Annotated in this window: 38 protein-coding genes; all 38 read left to right on the plus strand. The window is 66.3% G+C overall.

Going from position 1 to position 15328, the window contains the following annotated elements; genetic code table 11:
- The first annotated feature begins 119 nt into the window (after window positions 1–119).
- The 38 genes from AC6R19_RS19970 to AC6R19_RS20155 all read left to right on the plus strand — a co-directional run bounded on the left by AC6R19_RS19970 (window position 120) and on the right by AC6R19_RS20155 (window position 15179).
- Window positions 120–560, plus strand: coding sequence for a hypothetical protein (locus AC6R19_RS19970; protein WP_500581631.1), 441 nt, complete (start codon window positions 120–122; stop codon window positions 558–560).
- A complete protein-coding gene (locus AC6R19_RS19975; protein WP_500581632.1) occupies window positions 557–862 on the plus strand; it encodes a hypothetical protein in 306 nt (101 codons plus the stop codon). The genes AC6R19_RS19970 and AC6R19_RS19975 overlap by 4 nt, the downstream gene beginning before the upstream one ends.
- Before the next feature lie 10 nt (window positions 863–872).
- The gene (locus AC6R19_RS19980; RefSeq protein WP_500581633.1) at window positions 873–1532 is read left to right on the plus strand and encodes a dUTP diphosphatase; all 660 of its coding nucleotides are present in this window, start codon (window positions 873–875) and stop codon (window positions 1530–1532) included.
- Window positions 1533–1535: 3 nt separating this feature from the next.
- Complete coding sequence (locus AC6R19_RS19985) at window positions 1536–2027, plus strand: hypothetical protein (RefSeq protein ID WP_500581634.1); 492 nt, start codon at window positions 1536–1538, stop codon at window positions 2025–2027.
- Window positions 2024–2530, plus strand: a complete 507-nt coding sequence (locus AC6R19_RS19990; RefSeq protein WP_500581635.1) for a hypothetical protein — start codon at window positions 2024–2026, stop codon at window positions 2528–2530. Before AC6R19_RS19985 ends, AC6R19_RS19990 begins: the two co-directional genes overlap by 4 nt.
- 2 nt (window positions 2531–2532) lie before the next feature.
- Window positions 2533–3045: a hypothetical protein gene (locus AC6R19_RS19995; protein ID WP_500581636.1), complete on the plus strand. Its 513-nt coding sequence runs from the start codon at window positions 2533–2535 to the stop codon at window positions 3043–3045.
- Window positions 3042–3287 carry a hypothetical protein gene (locus AC6R19_RS20000; protein WP_500581637.1) on the plus strand — a complete coding sequence of 82 codons (246 nt, stop codon included), beginning with the start codon at window positions 3042–3044 and terminating at the stop codon, window positions 3285–3287. The genes AC6R19_RS19995 and AC6R19_RS20000 overlap by 4 nt, the downstream gene beginning before the upstream one ends.
- Window positions 3284–3658, plus strand: coding sequence for a hypothetical protein (locus AC6R19_RS20005; protein ID WP_500581638.1), 375 nt, complete (start codon window positions 3284–3286; stop codon window positions 3656–3658). Before AC6R19_RS20000 ends, AC6R19_RS20005 begins: the two co-directional genes overlap by 4 nt.
- The gene (locus AC6R19_RS20010) at window positions 3645–4193 is read left to right on the plus strand and encodes a hypothetical protein (RefSeq protein ID WP_500581639.1); all 549 of its coding nucleotides are present in this window, start codon (window positions 3645–3647) and stop codon (window positions 4191–4193) included. The genes AC6R19_RS20005 and AC6R19_RS20010 overlap by 14 nt, the downstream gene beginning before the upstream one ends.
- A complete protein-coding gene (locus tag AC6R19_RS20015) occupies window positions 4190–4390 on the plus strand; it encodes a hypothetical protein (RefSeq protein ID WP_500581640.1) in 201 nt (66 codons plus the stop codon). The genes AC6R19_RS20010 and AC6R19_RS20015 overlap by 4 nt, the downstream gene beginning before the upstream one ends.
- A gap of 3 nt (window positions 4391–4393) precedes the next feature.
- Complete coding sequence (gene ssb / locus AC6R19_RS20020; RefSeq protein WP_500581641.1) at window positions 4394–4894, plus strand: single-stranded DNA-binding protein; 501 nt, start codon at window positions 4394–4396, stop codon at window positions 4892–4894.
- A 16-nt stretch (window positions 4895–4910) separates the two neighbouring features.
- Window positions 4911–5156, plus strand: coding sequence for a hypothetical protein (locus AC6R19_RS20025; protein ID WP_500581642.1), 246 nt, complete (start codon window positions 4911–4913; stop codon window positions 5154–5156).
- A 14-nt stretch (window positions 5157–5170) separates the two neighbouring features.
- Window positions 5171–5527, plus strand: coding sequence for a hypothetical protein (locus tag AC6R19_RS20030; RefSeq protein WP_500581643.1), 357 nt, complete (start codon window positions 5171–5173; stop codon window positions 5525–5527).
- Window positions 5524–5778 carry a hypothetical protein gene (locus AC6R19_RS20035; RefSeq protein ID WP_500581644.1) on the plus strand — a complete coding sequence of 85 codons (255 nt, stop codon included), beginning with the start codon at window positions 5524–5526 and terminating at the stop codon, window positions 5776–5778. The genes AC6R19_RS20030 and AC6R19_RS20035 overlap by 4 nt, the downstream gene beginning before the upstream one ends.
- Window positions 5775–5975, plus strand: coding sequence for a hypothetical protein (locus AC6R19_RS20040; protein WP_500581645.1), 201 nt, complete (start codon window positions 5775–5777; stop codon window positions 5973–5975). Before AC6R19_RS20035 ends, AC6R19_RS20040 begins: the two co-directional genes overlap by 4 nt.
- A complete protein-coding gene (locus AC6R19_RS20045; RefSeq protein WP_500581646.1) occupies window positions 5975–6430 on the plus strand; it encodes a phage protein NinX family protein in 456 nt (151 codons plus the stop codon). Before AC6R19_RS20040 ends, AC6R19_RS20045 begins: the two co-directional genes overlap by 1 nt.
- The gene (locus AC6R19_RS20050) at window positions 6427–6741 is read left to right on the plus strand and encodes a hypothetical protein (RefSeq protein WP_500581647.1); all 315 of its coding nucleotides are present in this window, start codon (window positions 6427–6429) and stop codon (window positions 6739–6741) included. The genes AC6R19_RS20045 and AC6R19_RS20050 overlap by 4 nt, the downstream gene beginning before the upstream one ends.
- Complete coding sequence (locus AC6R19_RS20055) at window positions 6742–7041, plus strand: hypothetical protein (RefSeq protein WP_500581648.1); 300 nt, start codon at window positions 6742–6744, stop codon at window positions 7039–7041.
- The gene (locus AC6R19_RS20060) at window positions 7038–7817 is read left to right on the plus strand and encodes a hypothetical protein (RefSeq protein WP_500581649.1); all 780 of its coding nucleotides are present in this window, start codon (window positions 7038–7040) and stop codon (window positions 7815–7817) included. Before AC6R19_RS20055 ends, AC6R19_RS20060 begins: the two co-directional genes overlap by 4 nt.
- Window positions 7814–8089, plus strand: a complete 276-nt coding sequence (locus tag AC6R19_RS20065) for a hypothetical protein (protein WP_500581650.1) — start codon at window positions 7814–7816, stop codon at window positions 8087–8089. Before AC6R19_RS20060 ends, AC6R19_RS20065 begins: the two co-directional genes overlap by 4 nt.
- Window positions 8080–8385 (plus strand): hypothetical protein, encoded by a 306-nt coding sequence (locus AC6R19_RS20070; protein ID WP_500581651.1) that lies wholly within the window; start codon window positions 8080–8082, stop codon window positions 8383–8385. Before AC6R19_RS20065 ends, AC6R19_RS20070 begins: the two co-directional genes overlap by 10 nt.
- A 225-nt stretch (window positions 8386–8610) precedes the next feature.
- Window positions 8611–8919 carry a hypothetical protein gene (locus AC6R19_RS20075; protein ID WP_500581652.1) on the plus strand — a complete coding sequence of 103 codons (309 nt, stop codon included), beginning with the start codon at window positions 8611–8613 and terminating at the stop codon, window positions 8917–8919.
- 29 nt (window positions 8920–8948) lie between these two features.
- Complete coding sequence (locus AC6R19_RS20080) at window positions 8949–9287, plus strand: hypothetical protein (RefSeq protein ID WP_500581653.1); 339 nt, start codon at window positions 8949–8951, stop codon at window positions 9285–9287.
- Complete coding sequence (locus tag AC6R19_RS20085) at window positions 9284–9769, plus strand: hypothetical protein (protein ID WP_500581654.1); 486 nt, start codon at window positions 9284–9286, stop codon at window positions 9767–9769. Before AC6R19_RS20080 ends, AC6R19_RS20085 begins: the two co-directional genes overlap by 4 nt.
- Before the next feature lie 17 nt (window positions 9770–9786).
- Window positions 9787–10491, plus strand: a complete 705-nt coding sequence (locus tag AC6R19_RS20090; RefSeq protein WP_500581655.1) for a dATP/dGTP pyrophosphohydrolase domain-containing protein — start codon at window positions 9787–9789, stop codon at window positions 10489–10491.
- Between the two features lie 80 nt (window positions 10492–10571).
- Complete coding sequence (locus tag AC6R19_RS20095) at window positions 10572–11312, plus strand: DUF5131 family protein (protein WP_500581656.1); 741 nt, start codon at window positions 10572–10574, stop codon at window positions 11310–11312.
- Between the two features lie 13 nt (window positions 11313–11325).
- Complete coding sequence (locus AC6R19_RS20100; RefSeq protein ID WP_500581657.1) at window positions 11326–11613, plus strand: helix-turn-helix domain-containing protein; 288 nt, start codon at window positions 11326–11328, stop codon at window positions 11611–11613.
- A complete protein-coding gene (locus tag AC6R19_RS20105; RefSeq protein ID WP_500581658.1) occupies window positions 11610–11918 on the plus strand; it encodes a hypothetical protein in 309 nt (102 codons plus the stop codon). The genes AC6R19_RS20100 and AC6R19_RS20105 overlap by 4 nt, the downstream gene beginning before the upstream one ends.
- Before the next feature lie 3 nt (window positions 11919–11921).
- Complete coding sequence (locus AC6R19_RS20110) at window positions 11922–12155, plus strand: hypothetical protein (RefSeq protein WP_500581659.1); 234 nt, start codon at window positions 11922–11924, stop codon at window positions 12153–12155.
- Entirely contained in the window at window positions 12152–12358 is a 207-nt protein-coding gene (locus AC6R19_RS20115) for a hypothetical protein (protein ID WP_500581660.1), read from the plus strand. The genes AC6R19_RS20110 and AC6R19_RS20115 overlap by 4 nt, the downstream gene beginning before the upstream one ends.
- Before the next feature lie 149 nt (window positions 12359–12507).
- Window positions 12508–12672 carry a hypothetical protein gene (locus tag AC6R19_RS20120; protein WP_500581661.1) on the plus strand — a complete coding sequence of 55 codons (165 nt, stop codon included), beginning with the start codon at window positions 12508–12510 and terminating at the stop codon, window positions 12670–12672.
- Window positions 12673–12689: 17 nt separating this feature from the next.
- Complete coding sequence (locus tag AC6R19_RS20125) at window positions 12690–12863, plus strand: DUF1391 family protein (protein WP_500581662.1); 174 nt, start codon at window positions 12690–12692, stop codon at window positions 12861–12863.
- A 29-nt stretch (window positions 12864–12892) separates the two neighbouring features.
- Window positions 12893–13102, plus strand: coding sequence for a hypothetical protein (locus AC6R19_RS20130; RefSeq protein ID WP_500581663.1), 210 nt, complete (start codon window positions 12893–12895; stop codon window positions 13100–13102).
- An 81-nt stretch (window positions 13103–13183) separates the two neighbouring features.
- Entirely contained in the window at window positions 13184–13366 is a 183-nt protein-coding gene (locus AC6R19_RS20135; protein WP_500581664.1) for a type II toxin-antitoxin system HicA family toxin, read from the plus strand.
- A gap of 61 nt (window positions 13367–13427) precedes the next feature.
- The gene (locus tag AC6R19_RS20140; RefSeq protein WP_500581665.1) at window positions 13428–13862 is read left to right on the plus strand and encodes a type II toxin-antitoxin system HicB family antitoxin; all 435 of its coding nucleotides are present in this window, start codon (window positions 13428–13430) and stop codon (window positions 13860–13862) included.
- Entirely contained in the window at window positions 13849–14082 is a 234-nt protein-coding gene (locus AC6R19_RS20145) for a hypothetical protein (RefSeq protein ID WP_500581666.1), read from the plus strand. The genes AC6R19_RS20140 and AC6R19_RS20145 overlap by 14 nt, the downstream gene beginning before the upstream one ends.
- A complete protein-coding gene (locus tag AC6R19_RS20150) occupies window positions 14079–14315 on the plus strand; it encodes a hypothetical protein (RefSeq protein WP_500581667.1) in 237 nt (78 codons plus the stop codon). Before AC6R19_RS20145 ends, AC6R19_RS20150 begins: the two co-directional genes overlap by 4 nt.
- 9 nt (window positions 14316–14324) lie before the next feature.
- On the plus strand, window positions 14325–15179 hold the full coding sequence (locus tag AC6R19_RS20155; protein ID WP_500581668.1) for a replication initiator protein A: 855 nt from the start codon (window positions 14325–14327) through the stop codon (window positions 15177–15179).
- Window positions 15180–15328 lie beyond the last annotated feature (149 nt).

Genomic DNA, 15328 nt, shown 5'->3' on the forward strand with positions numbered 1-15328 from the left:
CGCCGGCAAACTTTCCCGCCATTTTTTTGTTGATCAGGGTTGCACTTTTCACAGCTTGCCGTGATTATGGCCCCTCAAATTACAGCTCGCCGTGATTTCGGGACCATTCCGGGGGGAATATGCACACCGATCGCCACTCTGACCCAGCCGCGCCGCGCGTGATCGAGTTTGAACTGCCGGCCGCCTCCATCCTGCTGAACCCCTGGCAGCGCATGAACCGCCACGCGCGCAAGCGCTACGCCAGGCGCCTGGGCGCCGATATCGCCACCCTGCTGCGCCTGCAGGGCATCCGCCTGAACAGCCTGCAGCCCATGGAGGCCTGCACCGTGGAGGTGGTGCGGGGTTCCAGCCAGCTGCCCGACTGGGACGGCCTCTACGGCGGCCTTAAACCCCTGCTGGACTGCCTGGTGACCTACCACGAGAAAGTGCGGCCCCACGGCCTGGGGGTGATCCGCGACGACAACCCCAAGGTGCTGCGCCGCCTGCACGCGGAACCGGTGAAGGTGCCCCGCGGCGAGCCCGGTTTCACTCATGTGCGCATTACCGAGGTGCCGGCATGAACGGCGTTTCCCCCTATGTGGGGCAACTGCTGGCCGGCAGCATCGACACCCACCAGGTGCCCGAGGAGCTGCGCCCGCTGGCGCTCTTCCACTTCGGCGAGGCCCTGGGCTGCATCTGGGCCCGCAACTGCCCCCTCCACGGCGGCCGCTACCTCTACCACCTGCGCGACAGCGTGGACGCCGCCGCCGCGCGTGAACCCGAGGCGCTGCGCGACGGCTTCGCCCTGGGCGCCCAGCGCGGACTGCTGCAGCGCCTGCGCAATCTCGACCGCGGCCAAAGCCGCACCCACCGCAACCGATAGCGAGGAGCCCATGAGCACCACCAAGACCCCCAGCAGCAAGCGCAGCCGCAAGTCACCGGCGAAGAAAGCCGCGGCCAAACCGGAAACGCCAAAGGCGGATCCGCGGGCGCCCGAGGCGAGCCCGGAGCTGGACCTGCAGCAGCAAGCGGAGCCGCAGCGGCACCAGCCAGACGCAACAGAGCCGGGCGCCCCGGGCCATCCGAGCCACAACCACACCCTGAGCATGGCGCAGAAGCCGGCCCACGATATGGGCGCGCCGGGTACGGCCATTCCCGCCACCGTGACCGAGGAGGCCCGCACCATGGCCGGCCTGGCCCTGCCGCCCCGCGCGGGTGCCGGCTTCGATCTGCGCGCCGCCCACCCGGTGGCCATCAACAGCGGCGAGCGCCAGCGGGTGCGCACCGGCCTGCGCCTGGCCCTGCCGGAGAACTGCGCCGCCCTGATATGCCCGCGCTGGGGCATGGCCGATACCCACGGCGTGACCGTGCTCAACGCCGGCAGCGTGATCGGCCCCGACTTCCGCGGTGAGATCGAGGTGGTTCTGTACAACACCGCCGACACCTGGTTCCGCCGCGAACCCGGCGCGCCCGTCGCCCGGCTGCTGATTATCCCGCAGTTGCCCAACGCCGAGCTGGCGGAGTGGGGCGCAGCGGAATCCGTGGAGTCCTGAGCCGTGACCCTCGCCCCGACCCGCCACCCCGCCATCCTGGAAGCCGCCCGCGGCCGCTGCTGCATCCGCTGCGGCGCCCGGGACGGCAGCATCGTGTCGGCCCACTACCAGGGCCCGCGCAGCCTGGCCTACGGCAAGGGCAGGGGCATCAAGCCGCACGACGCCATGACCGCCGACCTGTGCAGCCGCTGCCATGCCGCCGCCGATTCCAGCGAGCTGGGCAACGGCGAGGAGAACCACAGCGCCGAGTTCCTGCGGTTGATCGTGGCCACCCACCTGACCCGCTACGCGGAGGGGGTGCTGGAGTGCTGCGACCACATCCGCGGCCAGCTCGACAGCATGTGCACCCGCGCCAGCCTGCTGCTGCCGATGGGTGAGGCGCAGCTGCACGGCACGGCGGAGTGGTTCGCCCGCGCCTTCGACGGGGGCCACCTGTTCGTCGCCGAGTCCGGCGGCGCCAAAGTCACCAATTTTGTTATGTGGGGGACCGCATGAGTTACGCAACCGCCTGCCCCTGGGCGCCGGAATTTTCCTACGAGGAAACACAGTGCCGCTGTGACAGCTGCGAGAACGCGCGCCGCTGGGATGAGCCGATCGGCTTCAACGGCGACCAGATGGACGCCGAGTTTATGGGCCACATCCTGGTCCTGCGCCGCGACTGGTACGGCAAGCCGATGCCGATCAACAGCGCCTTTCGCTGCCCGGCGCACCCGATACCCACCAAGAAGCGCCTGGAGTGCGAGCGCAAGGGCCTGGTGTACACCCCCGGCGCCCACGCCATGGGCATGGCCCTGGACGTGGGGGTGAGCGGCGCCAACTTCGTGGAGCTGCTGCACGCCGTCTGCGCGTACAACAAACACATGGAGGAGTGGCGCGGGGCGCCGGTGTTTACCGGTATCGGCGTACAGCAGAAGGGCTCGCACCGTGGCCGCTACCTGCACCTGGACAGCTGCCCGCCGGCCCAGGGCCGCCCGCGGCCGCACGGCTGGAGCTACTGAGCATGGCGCAGCTGGACAACAGGCTGAAAAAGGCCCTGGAGCAGCGCCTTCAGGAGTGGCTGGAGTGGTGGGCGGCCGGGATGGGCGGCCTCCCCGGGGGCGGCGGCTGTGTGATTGCCGCGCTGATGGCCAGCGGCGGCGAGCTGATCCGCTCCACCGCGCCCACCACCGGCTACAGCTGCCCCCGCGCCGAGGAGGTGCACACGGCCATGAACGCCCTGCAGGCCATGCTGCCCAGCGCCTACCGGGTGGTGGTGCTGGAACTGCGCGCCGGCGAGCCGGGGCTGGAAACCCAGGCGGGCCGCGCCCGCGCCGCCAAGATGCCCCGCCGCCAGTATTGCGAATACCTCAATACCGGCCGCTGGATTCTGGTCGGCATGCTGTTCGGCAAGGCCAGCGCCGCCGCCTTCAAGGCTGCGGCTTTCGAGGAGCCCGAACCCCGCCGCCCGCGCGTGCAGACCTGGCACGCCGAGGGCGCCACCCGCCGCGACCTACCGATCGAGGGCAAGCGATGACCGAACACCGGAAAGTGGGCCGCCCGCCGCGGCCCGTGAATGACCAGGGGCAGCTGCGCTGCTGCATGTGCGACGAGTGGAAGGACCCCGACGAGTTCCACGCCAACGCGCGCAACAGCACCGGCCGCGACAGCCGCTGCAAGCGCTGCGACAACCGCCGCCGCAGCGAGTCCCGCGCCAACAAGCGCCGCGCCGAACGCCTAGCGCAGGCCAAGAAGGCAACGCAGAGGGCCTTTGTATGAACCGCAAACAGAAACAACTGCGCGCCGCACTCTGGTGCCTGAACTGCCTGCTGGCGGTGCTGATCGCCTGGGGCAAGGGCTGGCTGGCGGTGTGGTTTATCACCCAGGGCCTGCTGCTGGTGGCCGCCGCCTTCTTCCTGCTGTGGATGCCGGCCGACGAGGTGTTCCACGCCTTCGACACCCGCCCGGACCTGGGGGTGTGGACGGTGCTGCAGTGGATTGTATTCGCCCTGTGCGCGCCAGCGCTGCTGTGGCTGGTGCCGCCGCAGCTGTTTTTCCTGTTCGCTGCCGGCACCCAGTGGAAGAGAGGCCGCGCCCAGGTGCTGGCGCGGGTGGCTGAGAAACAAGGGGAGCCCCATGCAACTGCCTGACGAATTTTCCCTCCCGGCGAGGCTGCTGCGCGGCATCCATATCAACAGCGCCGGATTCATCGAGTCCAGCGACGGCGCCACCGCCTTTCGCGCCGCGTGCCAACAGGCGCAGTTGCTGCCGGAATCCATCATCGTGGCCATCAACGGCGAGGTGCCCGCCGCTGCGGACCGGGCGGTGTTTGTGCTGGACGGGAGCGACCCGGAGCCGAACGGCGACCGTTTCGGATATGTGTGGTTTTCCGCCAATGGCAAGCCCCTGGAGCGCGCCGGCTTCCCGGTGCGGCGCTGGTTCCGTGTGATCGACGGCACCTTCCCGGACCTTTCCCGCATTCTGCCGAGTGCTCCGCCGCGGCCGGTGACCTCGGCCCGCTTCAACACCGAGTACCTGACCCGTGCGAACAAGATAGCCAGCGCCATGGGTAGCCGCCTTCCGTCCGTGCGCTTCGAGTTCTACGGCGAATCCCTCCCGGCCCGCGCCGAGCTGCCGCACCCGGAACACCCGGCGCTGCTGCTGGTTATGGGGATGCGCGAATGATGCACCGGCACAGATTCGCCGCGCTGGCGGCCGCCCTGGCCATCGCCAGCAGCGCCCCGGCCATCGACGTGCGCGCCTGCTGGCACCAGCCGCCGGACGTGCGCGCCGAGGCCTTCGGTTATCGCCGTGGCAAGGGCGGCGATCCCAAACCCATGAGCCAGAACAAGCGCCGTCGGCGCAGCAAGTGGAGGAAGTGACCCATGGCCCAAAGAGGCGTCAACAAAGTCATTCTGATCGGCAACCTGGGCGCCGACCCGGAAGCCCGGTACATGCCCAGCGGCAACGCCGTGACCAACGTAACCCTGGCCACGTCCGAAACCTGGAAGGACAAGCAGACCGGCCAGAACCAGGAGCGCACCGAGTGGCACCGGGTGGTGTTCTTCAACCGCCTGGCGGAAATCGCCGGCGAGTTCCTGCGCAAGGGCTCAAAAATCTACGTCGAGGGCAGCCTGCGCACGCGCAAGTGGCAGGACCAGCAGACCGGCCAGGACCGGTACACCACCGAGATCGTTGCCAGCGAAATGCAGATGCTGGACGGCCGCGGCGACCCCAACGCCAGTCCCGCCCAGCAGCCCAGCCCGATGGCCCCGGCCAGCAGCCGCCCGGCACCGCCGCCGAACCAACCCATGGGGGTGCACAACAAGGGCGACAACTGGACGCCCCAGGGCGGCGACGCCTTTGACGAAGATATCCCGTTTTAGAGAGGAGCGGACAGCAATGGCAACAGTGCACTTAAAAGGCCCGGGCCTTAACGATCATTTCGCCGAGCGGCTGGTGCAGGACCACGGCCCGGCAGGCGCGCGGGAGCGGTCAGCCGGCCCGATGCTGGAGGCGGTGGAGCGGGTGATCGCGCGGAGAAAGGCGTCGACGATGGCGGCATTCGCCGACCTGGAGCACGCCGACAAGCGCGAGCAGCTGGAAAAGAAAACCGCGGTAGAGCGCGCCGCGCGGCAGAGGCTTTAGGGAGTAGGGCGGCGATGTTTGCGACTTACGAACAGTGGCGGCAGGCGATGCTGGAAAACCCGGGCAGTGGCCGGGTGCTCTGCCCCGAGTGCGGCGGCGCAGGGGTGCCGGCTGATGCCAGCGCCAAGTTCGCGCTGGTTTGTCTCGACTGCGACGGCGAGGGAATGGTGCCTTTCTCCGAGCTGCAGCACAAAGAGAAGGAGGGCTTCCTGACCCTGGAGAGCTACCGCGCCGAGCTGCTGGAAACCAGCGAGCGGGTGGCCCTCTACACCGGCTGCGACCAGGCCGAGCTTTTGTTCGCCGATGGCTTCGCGCCCTATTCGGTGCTGGATTTTGACGGCGGTTTCCTGCGCCTGGGGGTGACGGTTTGATGGCCTGCAGGGGCAGCAAACACGGCATTGACCGGCACGAGTACCGGATCCGCGCGCGCGAGTTCGCCCGGCGGGGCAGGGCGCTGCCGCAGGCGCGGCTGGACGAGGACAAGGTGCGGGCCATCCGCGCCAACCGCCCCGGCTGGACCCGCCAGCAGTGGGCGGACTTCCTGGGGGTGCACCCGCGCACCGTGGACAAGGTGGCGACCTATGAGACGTGGCGCCATGTAACCGAGGACAAAGAGCAATGAGCACTGAGGCTTTTTACTGGGTGGGGGTGATTTTCTCCCTGTGCTGCGCGGGCGTGGTGCTGGCCGGGTTTATCGCGCTGGTGGCGTTTCTCAATGTCGCCGCCAGCCGCTACTTCGTCGAAATGGTCGGCGGCTGGAAGGTGTTCCGGGAATTTCAGGCATGGAACCAGCGCCGCAAACAAGAGGGGGAACTCTGATGGATATGCGCAGCGCAACCGTAACCGACCTGAGCGGCCCGGCCCTGGACTGGGCGGTGGCCGCAGCTGCGGAAGGCCTGGCGGACAACACGGCCGTGGTCAACACGCTGGAGGGGCCGCAGGTGGCCCTGATGCTAGGCGGCGAGCCGGTGGGGATTATCGGCAGTTTCCCATGGCACCAGCGCAAGCGAATCGCCGCGAGCTTCGAGCGCGTGGGCCTCAGCGACTTCTACAGCCCCTCAACCAGCTGGCAGTTGGGTGGCCAACTGGTGGACAAGTTCGACCTGTGGATCCGCGGCCCGATCGACGATTCCCCCAACCACACCGCCAGCGTTGGGCCCGGCACTGAACGCGAGGGCCGCACCAAGCTGGAGGCCGCCATGCGCGCGATTGTCGCGCACCTGTCCGGCGAGGTGGTGAAGGTGCCGGCGGTGCTGCTGGAGCGGTGCCGATGACACACATAGACGACTGGATCGACAGCCCCAAAACCGACGTTTACGCCTCCTGGTTCTTCAACCTGGCGCGGCTGCCGGCGGTGCTCAAGTTCAAGTTTGAACAGCAGATAGCGCGTTACCGACTGTTCTGCACCTACCGGGGCGAGCGCTACCGCGTGACCGGCGCCAGCCGCTTGGGGGACGTGTGGCTGACGAAAAACTTTGACCAGGAGCGCGGGTACCAGTTGCGCGTAGCAGTGGACGACTGCAGCGAGTGGAGCCCGGAGCCGACCGAAACAACAGCAGCAGCGGCGCAGCCGCGGGAGGACTAGATGGCCGAATTGGTTTTAACCGAACAGGAAAAGCAGGACCCCACCTACCTGGACTGGAGCGACGAGGCCCTGGGCAGGATGGTGAAGGCCACCGCGCTGATGATCGCCGACGACTACGGGGACAAGGCTGCCCATATCACCGCTGCGGCGCACATGCTGATCGCCAACGCCGAGGCGGTCAACGCGACCACTTCCGAGCTGACCCTGAACGGTGTCAGCCAGAACGGCGAGCCGAAAGGCGACTGGAGAATCACCGTGCAGCGCATCGACGTGGAAGCGGAAGAGGAGGGCGAAGCGTGAAAAGGCTCTACCTGCTGGCGGCCGTGGTGGTGCTGCTGTTCTTTGGGTTCATGGCCCTGGAGGGCTGGCTGGTGCAGTGGGCCTTCAACCTGATGGCCGGCGATCGGCCACTGCGATACGGGCTGCTGCTGTTTGTCAGCCTGTGGGCCTTCTTCACCAGCGCCGGGCTGCTGGTCAGCGTGCTGGCCGGTGCGGTTGCCACCTGGTGGCACCGTTGGCGGGAGTACTGCCGCCCGGGACTGCGCAACCGGCTGCTGTTCGACTTCACCGCCGGCCGCCCCTGCCGGCTGATCAAGCTGGACCAGCGCCCCTACCTGGAACGCTATTACCTGGGGCGGTGTCTGGGGGTGACCTTCTATCTGCACCGCTTTGTCAGCTCCGACGCCGAGCGCCATGTGCACAACCACCCTTGGCGCCGCGGCGGCGCCCTGGTGCTGGCCGGCGGCTACATCGAGGAACGCGCGCTGGACGTGTGCCCGGCGGCGAGCCCCAGCGGCATGCTGACCCGGTTTATCCGCCGCCGCTGGTTCAACCGCGTGGACTGCAACACGGTGCACCGGGTGCACAACGCCGAGCCCGGCACCTGGACCCTGTTCTTCCACGGCCCGCGCGCGATGGTGAACGGCCAGCGCAAGGGCTGGGGCTTCTTCGAGCGGCTGGAACTGGCGGGCGTGCCGGAGGCAACCGTGTTCCATCCCTACCCGGAACAGGGCGGCGATCCCTGGTGGGAAACCTACCCGGTGGGCCGCGATGCCGGCCGGGAGCCGATGCAGTGAACGACGCGCCGCTGCTGAACCGGGCCTGGGGTGCCAACGCCCCCTACCTGGAAGCGATGACCCGCGCGCGCCAGTGCCTGCAGTGGTTGAGCTTCTACGGCGCCGAAGTGCGGCGCCTGCAGGTGAAGGGCGGGCGGGTGCTGGTGGAGGTCGGAGCAGCGGTACCGGGAGACAGCGAGCCGCGGATCCACGGCGGCGAGGACTACCGGGCCGCGGAGCTGTGCGGCTGCCTGGTGATTTGGAGAGAGGAGGAGCAACAACCATGCGAATAGTGACCGAGGACGGGCGCGAGCTGGACAGCATCTGGATTTTTGCCGGCGACGCGGACGAGGCGCGCGCGGCTGCCAACCGTGCCGGCATTCCCTGGGGCCGCTGCTGCTACATCCGCCACCTGGAGCAGCTACGCGGCCGCCGCGACCTGCCTATCTGGTTTGTCGGCACCTGGGGCATGCGCCGCGATGCGCACGAAATGGAGCACTTTATGGAACGGCACGGATTCACGGCGGTGTGGCGGCCGCAGATGGTGCGGGTATTGCCGGACCAGCGGTGGGGGAGGGTGCGGGCGTGATCGATTCCAATATTCCGCGGTCCCCGCAGCGGGGCCAGTACCAAACCACCAACATGCACGCCCGCGGCTGTCTCTACGGCCCGCTTTTAAGCGACGGTTCTGACTACCTGTGCCCTGTATGCGGCGGCTATGGACGCCTCCGCTTTTCGTCCTGCGACTACTGCCGCGGGGCCGGCACCATAGCCCTGGACGATCCGCGGGTATTTGTACCGTCTGGGGGTGCCGATGAATAGCGCACCCCGGCCGCCAGCCAAGCCTCGCGCCAAGGCCGAGTGGGAAACCCGCCACGTTTTTATTTTCGCCCGGGGCCACCGCGAGGCGGCCTCCTACGCGCGCAGCCGGGCGCTGCACCCGTCGAACTGGGATTACCTGGCCAGTGCCGAGCAGCTGCGGAAGAACCCAGGCGCTGCGGTGGTCCGCGTGGGCACCTGGTTCGAGCGCAAGGACGCCGCCGATATCGAGGCGGCAATGGGAAAACACGGCTGCCGCGATGTGTTCGACGTGCGGCCGGCGGAGCAGGGGGCGGGCCGGTGAGAAGAGGCGAAGAACTCGCGCTGGTAGCCATGCGCAAGGAACTGGCCCGACTGCAGAAGGCCGCCGAGCGTGCGAAGCGGGAGGCCGACGAGGCCGCCAATATCGGCGACGAGTTTGCGGCGATCCACCGAGAGTTCGCCGAGGTGGTGAAGGCAGGCGAGCACGGCCCCGCAGTCCTCAAGAAGCTGGAGGACCTGAAAAAGAGGCAGGCGCGCGCCGAAAGAATCCTAAAGAAGGATTTGCTCAAGCTGCTGGACAAGCAATCTGCAGCCGAGTTTGCGCGCGACGAGCTGGCCGGCGAAATAGGGATGCTGGAGTTCCGGCATTCACTGCGCCGGCGGACTGGCGAGGGTAGGGCAGAAGCATGACACACGAGGAACTGGTACAGCGTGCGGAGCGCTGGCTAAAGCGGCAGGGCTGTGGGGTGGTGTTTCGCGATGGTTTCCGCGCGGCCACCTTCAGCGGCGAACAGCCCGACGCGATCGGCTGGCGCGACGGCTTGTCGCTGCTGATTGAGTGCAAGGCCAGCCGTTCCGACTTCCTAGCCGACAAGAAAAAGCGCTTCCGTAAGGATCCGGCGCTCGGTATGGGCGACTGGCGCTTCTACCTGTGCCCGCCGGACGTGATCAAGCCCGAGGACCTGCCGGAGGGCTGGGGCCTGCTGTATGCGCTGCCGCGCCAGGTCAAGAAGGTACACGGCGTGCCCGGTAATGCCGGCTGGTGGCACGGTCGCCCCTTCACCGGCAACAAGCGCAGCGAAACCCAAATGATGTACAGCGCCCTGCGCCGCATGGTGGTGCGGGGTCACTTTGAAAGCATTTACGAAAAGCTGGGCGAGCCGGCAAATTAACCACAGGAGCCAAGACCATGGAAACCATATTCATTTTATCCGGCAGCTTCACCCAGGCCTGCCGCTTCAAGGAACTGCACCGGCTAGCGCTGGCGCAGTATATCGGCCCACTGCCGGAGTGGCCGGGCCGGCGCGGCTTCCACTATGTGCGCGCCGACGGCTGGGAAACCCGCCCGAACCTGCAGGCGGAGCTGCTGCGCCTGGCGGAGCTGGGGGCGGTGGACGTGACCAGCGACTACGAGAAGACGCCGCGCGCTCGCGAGCTGGAAGAGCAGCGCGACAAAGCCATCGCGCTAGTGGAGAAACTGACGGTAAAGCTGCACGCCCCTTTCCAGGAGCCAGCCTTTGACCTAGTGGCGCACCTCTATCGCCAGCGCGCTTTCTCCGAGAAGACCTTCGGCCCGGGTGCCCGGGTTGCCGGAATCCTGGACCACATGGCCAAGGAAATGGCCGAGGTGCGCGAGTGCCCGGCCGACCTGTTCGAGTGGGTCGACCTGGTAATGCTGGGCTTCGACGGCGCCTGGCGCGCGGGCTACACGCCGGAACAGATAGCGCGGGCGCTGGAGGCCAAGCAGGCCAAGAACGAGCGGCGCGAGTGGCCGGACTGGCGAACCATGGATCCGGACAAGGCGATCGAGCACGCCCGGCGGGTGGCAGAGAAGCAACTGCAGCCAGGCATGCCCGTGCGCCCCCAGGAGATCGCGGCCGAGGCAACCGCCTAACCGATTTTTACCCCTCACAGGGTGGAACCAGTGCGGCGCCGGTACGGGCCGCCATTTACTTGAGAGACGAGGAATAGCCGATGGCCGACACGACCGGCATTAGCTGGACTGATCACACCTTTAACCCCTGGTGGGGGTGCACAAAGATCGCGCCGGGATGCGACCACTGCTACGCCGCAGCCCTGGACGCGCGCACTGGCGGTAATTACTGGGAGGTGCGGCAGAAGCCGAGACGCACACAGCCCGGTAACTGGCGCCGCGTTTTGAAATGGAACGAGCAAGCGGAAATTGAGAACCGTCGCCACCGGGTTTTCTGCGGCTCAATGATGGACTGGTGTGACAAGGACGCACCGGAGGGTGCGAGGGCGGAACTGTTCCGGTTGATCAAGGCCACGCCCATGCTCGATTGGCAGCTGCTGACCAAGCGCGCGACTTTGATTCGCGACAACCTGCCGGCCGATTGGGGCGACGGCTACCCAAATGTCTGGTTGGGGGTGACGGTAGAGGATCGCCGCTACGGGCTGCCGCGCGTTGAGGCTCTACGGCAGATTCCTGCGCGGGTCCGCTTTATCAGTGCGGAGCCCCTGCTGGAGGACGTAAGCGCTGAACTCTCCCTCGAGGGTATCCACTGGGTGATTGTCGGCGGCGAGAGTGGCCCCGGGTTCCGGCCTATGGAACCCGGATGGGCCGCCAGTCTGGTGGGCGAATGCGAGCTCCTCGGGGTGCCCGTTTGGTTCAAGCAATGGGGAGGGAATCGCCGCGACAAGGGCGGCTGCCTGTTCGATGGCCGCGAAATCAAGCAATGGCCGAGAGTGGCCTAATCAGGAGCGAGCAATGGCAAGAGCGAAACGACGGCCGGTACTGGGTAGGGCGCTGGCCCAGGTATTCAAGGCGGTGCAGAAGAAGCTGCAGCAGATGGAGCCCCACGAGGTGGACGACCTGGCGCGACGGGCGGACCTGAACCCGGACACCCTCTACCGCTGGCAGACCGCACGGGTGGAAAACCCGGGCATCGAGAACCTGGAGAAGGTGGCCTATCTGCTGCGCATCAAGGTGAAGATTGAAGTGCAGCCGGGAGTGGTAGGCCAGCGCAAGACGGCGAAGAAGAGGGCGCGGGTATGATGCTGGCAATCCTGTGCCTGCTGGCCTTCCTGGTGCTGGCCCAGTTGGTCAATTGGGCCATGGCGCTGCGGCGTCACTACGGCACCAAGCTGTTGCTGGTTAACTACACCGTGAGCGGTCCGGACCTGTACATGCACTGCAGCAACTTCGGCAGGGTGCGCGGGCCGGTCACTGACGTGGCCCTCGATAGCCTGGTCAATTCCTTTGTGGATCACATGCGCAGGGATTACCCGCAGATCGAGGGCTACAGCCTCAACGGCGTGTTACGCCTGGACGGGGCGGCGCCACTGCCCAAGGAGGGCTAGGCCATGCGCCGCCAACTGTGGATCCTGCGCCGGCGCCTGCGCACCTGGCTGGGCGACCCGGAGGTGCGCGCGCTGGTGTGGGTGGCGTTGGGCCTGTGGCTGCTGCTGGTGCTGGGGGTGCACTACCCGCGCATTGAGGGCATACAGCTGCCTGCAGGCAAGTGCGCCGGCACCGTGGTGGAGGAGCCTCGGATCCTGAAAATAGAGCTGCGCCCCTGCCGTGGGGGTGCGCAGTGACGGGACGGGTAATTGATATCACCGGCCGCCTGCCACGCCGAAGCCATCCCGAGCCACCGCCGCCACGCTACCGGGTATCGGTGCAGGTGCCGGGCAACTGGCGCCTGCTGTGGGCGGCCCTGCGCTGCCTGGTGCTGCGCCAGGACCTGACCATCCACACCACCACCGACGAGGATCCCATCGAGCGGCTGCCGGAAGCCTGAGCCGGCGGCCGCCTTCCCTTTCTCTGCGCCTGCTGGCGCATCTTCCTACCCGATCTGTTGTTTTCCCCTTCTTTTTAAACTATATGTATTGCACTTAATCTTTTATGGTGTATTATCACCATAACGACAACGCAAATGGAGCCACCACGATGAGCAACTACCTACTGCAGAAAGCCGGCGAACTCGCAGCCCTGGACGCCATCGAGAAGGGTCTGACCGACGCCGAGGGCCTGCAGGCCTACTTCGCCACCGAGGAGTACAAGGCGGCGGTGCGCAGCTACTACGACATGCTGGCCGCCGAGTTCGCGGCCTGACCACCGGAGGCAGACCGATGCAACAGCACAACCAAGGCAACAACGAACAACTGGCCACCGGCATGGCCCAGCAGTCGGACGGCACCTGGTTGGCCCTGACCCGCACCGAAAGCCGGGAATTTAAGACCGAGCGCGGCGCCGAGCGCTGGCTGGCCCGCCGCGGCTATGACCGCAATGGCAAGAAAATTTAATTGACCCCTATCACAAGGACGGCAAAACCATGACCACGCAGACCGAGCACCTGACCCAGGCCCACGAGGCCGCCGACCTCTTGGCCGGCGGCCTGCAGGCAGCATTCGACACTGCCACCCAGGGCAACCCACTGTTGGCTCACGCCATGCTGCCGCTGATCGAGGAGGCGGCCCAGTTGCGCCACAAGCTGGGCGCGCTGGTGGCGGCCTTCGAGGCGCAGCAGCAGGCGGGGAATTGAGCGCCACTTATTAACTATAAAGATTGCATTTAATCAGTAGTGAGTTATTATAACTCCAACGCAACAACAACAGGGGAGGGCATGAAATCCAGCGAATTTAGGCGGTGGCTGAAAAAGCAGGGGGTAGAGGTCAGACCCGGCAAAGGCAGCCACTTCAAACTGATTTACCAGGGGCGCGTCTCAGTCCTCCCGGACCACGGAAGCAAGGAGATCAAGACGGGGATGCGCAAGGCGATCATCAAACAGCTGGGGCTCAAGGAGTGAGCCCCAAGCCCGGTGGGGCAGTTTGAACAATTCGAGGATATCAGCCCAAATGGAGGCGACTATGTACAGCTACCCGGTGGTAGTAACCGACGACGGCGAACCGGAGACAGGCTTTTGGGTGTACTGCCCGGACCTGCCGGAGATGAACAGCGCAGGCGACACCCGCGAGGAGGCGCTGGCGAACGCGGCGGAGGGCCTGGCGGTGGCGCTGGACCTGTATGTGGACACCCGCCGCCCGATCCCGGCCCCCAGCAAGCCCAGGAAGGGCCAGGAGGTGGTGCACCTGTCGGCGCTGCTGGCGGCCAAGGTGGCGTTGTGGAACGCCATGCAGGAAAAGGGCATGCGCAAGGCGGACCTGGTGCGCCTGCTGGGCTGCAGCCAGCCCACCGTAGACAAGTTGCTGGATATGACCCACAGCTCGAAAATCGAGAAGGTGGAGCAGGCCCTGGCGGCCCTGGGCAAGCGCCTGGGGGTGGTGGTGGATGATGCGGCATAACAACGGGGAGCGGCCCGCCGTGGTGTGCGTGAACTCCTACGCCGGCCGCCTAGAGCACCCCTGCCGCGTGGTGGGCGAGACGCCCCAGCGCTACCGCATCGCCGTAGATAAGGCCACAGCGCTGCCGCCCAGGGGGTCACTGCTGGAACCGGGCGAGACGCGGCTGGTCCCGAAAGCGGCCGTGCGGTTTATCGAATCGGAGAAAAGGAGCGAGGCGTGAAAGTGCTAGACGACAAGAAGGCCGCAGCGGTGTTTCCGCTCTACGACGGCGAGTACGACCCGCCGGCCTATGTGAAGCCGGGAACCCGGGTTTCCGTGGAGATCGAAAGCCGGGAGCAGGAACTGGCGATTCTGGCGGCCCACGACTACGGGCTGCGGGCGCTGTCCGAGGAGGGCGTGCGGCAGATTGAGCGGCTGATTGCGGACCTGAAAGTAGAGATCACCGGACGCTAAGGGGCGACCATGGCCAACAACGATAAAAACCAGCTGGAACTGTTCATCGCCGATATTCTGGACGTGGCCCCCAAGGGCGACATGCTGACCATGGAACACCCGATTTTCAGCCTGTCCAAGCGGCCGGATACCCGCAAATGGATTTACCAGAACGGTGACAACTGGATCGAGGTAACCCCCAGCGCAGACGGCAGGGCGACCATCCACGACAAAGACGTGCTCATGTACTGCATTAGCCAGGTGGTGGAGGCGATCAACCGCGGCCGCGAGGTTTCGCGCCGAGTGCGCATTGTGGCCTATGACTTCTTCCGCGCCACCCACCGGGACAGCGGCGGCAAGAGTTACGAGGCGCTGCACGACGCCCTGGCCAGGCTGCGCGGCACCACGTTCAAAACCAACATACAGCAGGTGGGAGGCGCCCGTCGGCGTGGGGTGTTCGGCCTGGTGGACGATGCGGAGATCATCGAGCGGGACGGCCGTGGACGCATGGCGGGCATTGAGGTGACCCTGAGCAAACAGATATTTGAGGCGGCCAAGCGCATGGAGGTGTTGAGCTACAACCCGGCCTACTTCGACCTGTCCAGCGCCAACGACCGGCGCATGTACGAGCTGGCGCGCAAGCACTGCGGCCGCCAGCCCACCTGGTCTATCAGTATGGACAAGCTCTATATCAAGTTCGGCTCGACCGCCAAGCGCAAGGAGTTCAACCGCATGGTGTCGCGCATGGTGGAGGCGGACCGGTTACCGGATTACTCACTGATGCTGGAGGGCGGGATCCTGACGGTGATAGCGCGCAGCGACGACGTTTGGCAGAAGGCGACACAGGAGCGGCTGGAATTCGCGCCGGCGGCGGAACCTGCATAACCTTGTGTGAAAGCTGTTTAAATGCTGTTCGTAAGCTGTTGATTCTATCGGGGTTTTACACACCCGGCTTTCGGGGTTTCACACACCCCGGCCTCGGGGTTTTACCCACCCGCTTTCGGGGTTTTACACACCCAGATTCGGGGTTTTAC

The sequence above is a fragment of the Microbulbifer sp. SE14 genome (genome assembly GCF_059834885.1).